The sequence below is a fragment of the Microbacterium sp. 13-71-7 genome, from assembly GCF_002257455.1.
In the GTDB taxonomy this organism is placed as follows: domain Bacteria; phylum Actinomycetota; class Actinomycetes; order Actinomycetales; family Microbacteriaceae; genus Microbacterium.
The window spans coordinates 1-2587 of record NZ_NCKN01000363.1 but is presented as its reverse complement, the minus strand read 5'-3'; the positions used below and the strand labels follow the sequence as shown (position 1 = coordinate 2587).

At 73.3% G+C, this 2587-nt stretch carries 2 protein-coding genes and 1 tRNA gene; 2 read left to right on the top strand and 1 reads right to left on the bottom strand.

The window, feature by feature from the left end; genetic code table 11:
• Window positions 1-4 precede the first annotated feature (4 nt).
• A complete protein-coding gene (locus tag B7X32_RS20270) occupies window positions 5-1381 on the bottom strand; it encodes an MFS transporter (protein ID WP_292723888.1) in 1377 nt (458 codons plus the stop codon).
• Window positions 1382-1515: 134 nt separating this feature from the next.
• Here B7X32_RS20270 and B7X32_RS20265 point away from each other — a divergent pair, with 134 nt between their 5' ends.
• Window positions 1516-2385 (top strand): hypothetical protein, encoded by an 870-nt coding sequence (locus B7X32_RS20265; protein WP_292723886.1) that lies wholly within the window; start codon window positions 1516-1518, stop codon window positions 2383-2385.
• A gap of 85 nt (window positions 2386-2470) precedes the next feature.
• Window positions 2471-2543: transfer RNA gene (locus B7X32_RS20260), tRNA-Ala, on the top strand.
• Window positions 2544-2587: the final 44 nt, after the last annotated feature.

Below are 2587 nucleotides of genomic sequence, written 5' to 3'. Positions count from 1 at the left end.
GGGCTCAGCCCTCGGCGGGCTCCGGCACGGCCTCGGGGACGGGGCGGCGGATCCCGATCCACGACACGATCCCGCCGACCGCGAACAGGGTCGCGGTGACCCAGGTGGCGCTGTGGAAGCCGGCGAGGTTCAGGGTTCCGCCGACGATCGTCGACAGCATGGCCACCACGAGCAGCCCGGCCACGCGGGAGACGGCGTTGTTGACCGCGGAGGCGATCCCCGATCGGCTCTCGTCGATGGATCCGAGGATCGCCGAGGTGAGCGGGGCGACCGTCAGCGACAAGCCGATTCCGAGGACGATCATCGCGGGCAGCACCTGCCACCAGTAGTCGAAGTGCTCCGAGACCAGCAGCAGGAGGAGCGCCCCCGCCGCCATGACCAGCGGGCCGGCCGCCATGAACAGCCGGGGCCCGAGCCTGCCCGCCAGCCGGCCGATGCGCGAGCTGAGCAGGATCATCAGGATCGTGATGGGCAGGCTCGCGAGGCCCGCCTCCGTGGCCTTGAGCCCGGCGCCCTGCTGCAGGTAGACGCCGATGACGAAGCCGTTCAGCGAGAGCGCCGCGTACACGAAGAGCGTCGACAGGTTGCCCCAGGCGAAGTTGCGCACGCGGAACAGGGACAGCGGCATGAGCGGGTGCGGGCGGCGCTGGCGCAGCAGGAAGAGGATCAGCAGCGCGGCGCCGCCGATCGCCGTGATGAGGATGACGGGGGAGCCCCAGCCCTGGTGCGGCTGCTCGATGAGCGCGTAGACGACGCCGCCGAGGCCGATCGCGCAGAGCGCGCCGCTGAGCCAGTCGACCTGCGCGGTGCGCACGTGCTCGGGAAGACGGAGGCGGCCGAGGAGCACGAGGGTGACGCCGATCGGCAGCACGTTGATCAGGAAGACGAAGCGCCAGGAGAGCAGATCCACGAACAGCCCGCCGAGCAGCGGTCCGACCAGCTGCGCCGCCGTGGTGAAGGCCGTCCACACGCCGATCGCCCTGGACTGCACCTCGCCGCGCATCACCGCGGTGATCAGCGCGAGCGAGCTCGGCACGAGCAGCGCGCCCGCCGCGCCCTGCGCCGCGCGGGCGATGATCAGCACCAGGGGCGTGGGGGCGACCGCGACGGCGACCGACGCGATCCCGAACGCGATCAGGCCGATCCGCATCACCAGCACCCGCCCGTAGGCGTCGGAGACGGATCCTGCCAGCAGGATCAGGGCGCTGAGCGTGATCAGGTACGCGTCGACCGCCCACTGCTGGGTGGTGATGCCACCGCCCAGCTCGCGGCTGATCGCGGGCAGGGCGACCGTGACGACGGTGCCGTCGAGGAACGTGACGAAGGATGCGAGCACGGCGACCGCGATGACGAGCCGCTGCAGAGGGGTGAACGAGGCCACGAGCCCGACCCTACTCGCCGAAGGGGACATCGGGGCCGGTGCGGGGATCCGCGAGGGCCGGCGAAGGGCCGGCGTGGGGTCGGCGTGCGCGTGTCGGCACGGTCGCGGGCGGCCTGTCGCATACCGTGGAGGGCATGAACGGGCCGGTGCTGAGCGGGGGCGTGATCGTCCTGGTCGCGGCGCTGCTGTGGCTGCTCTATTTCCTGCCCTCGTGGCGGGGGCAGCACCAGTACGACGCCGCCGAGCGCAATGCGCTGCGCCTGAATCGTGCCCTGCGCGTGCTCGCGGAGACCAGCGAGGCGCCCCGCGAGGTGCAGCTCGAGCTGAACGCGCGCACCGCGCTCGCCCAGCAGAAGCTCGCCAAGCGGCTGCAGACGGACCGCGAGCAGGCCGATCTGCAGCGGCTGCGCGAACAGCTCGCCGCCACGCACGCCGATCCCGCCTTCCGTCGCGCCCGCGCCCGTCGTCGCACCCGCCTCACGGCCACGGTGCTGTTCGTCCTCGCGCTGGGGGCGGTGGGCCTCGGCGTCTGGCAGCTGATGGCCGCCGGATCCTCCGTCCTGCTCTGGGCCGGCGGCGCCGTCGCGCTGCTCGCCCTGCTGATGCTGCAGCGGATGGCGACGGTCGCCCGACGCGCGGCCCGCCGTGCGGTGCGCGTCGTGGCGCAGCCGGAGGCGGTCGACGAGCCGTCCCGGGAGGCGGAGCTGCACGACCAGGGCCCGCGCACCTGGACGCCGCGCACGCTGCCGGAGCCGCTCGTCTCGGTCGCCGGCTCGCGCGCGCATGCGGCCCGTGCCACGATCGACGCCCAGACCCTCGCCCGCGAGGCGGCCCGCGCCGCCGAGCTGCAGCGCAAGGCCGACGAGATCGCCCCGCCGGCGCCGACGGAGCTGCCGGCTCCCGCCGCCGCGCAGGAGTCGCCGTACGCCCGGATGGGCTATGTCGACGACGCCGAGATCGAGGCGCACGTGCGCCAGCTGCTCGCCCAGCGCGCCGCGGGCTGAGCGGATCCGACACGCCCGGCGGGCGCCGCGACGGCCGTCGATGACGAGTCCGCCCGTGTGCCCGTGCTAGGCTGATCTGGTTCACGGGCCCATGGCGCAGTTGGTAGCGCGCTTCGTTCGCAATGAAGAGGTCGGGGGTTCGAATCCCCCTGGGTCCACCGGAACAGAAGGCCCCGAGCAGTCGCTCGGGGCCTTCTTCGTG

What these genes read in the sequence shown, in the direction of transcription:
- B7X32_RS20265 (WP_292723886.1), top strand. Translation starts at nt 1,516, where the DNA reads ATGAACGGGCCGGTGCTGAGCGGGGGCGTGATCGTCCTGGTCGCGGCG.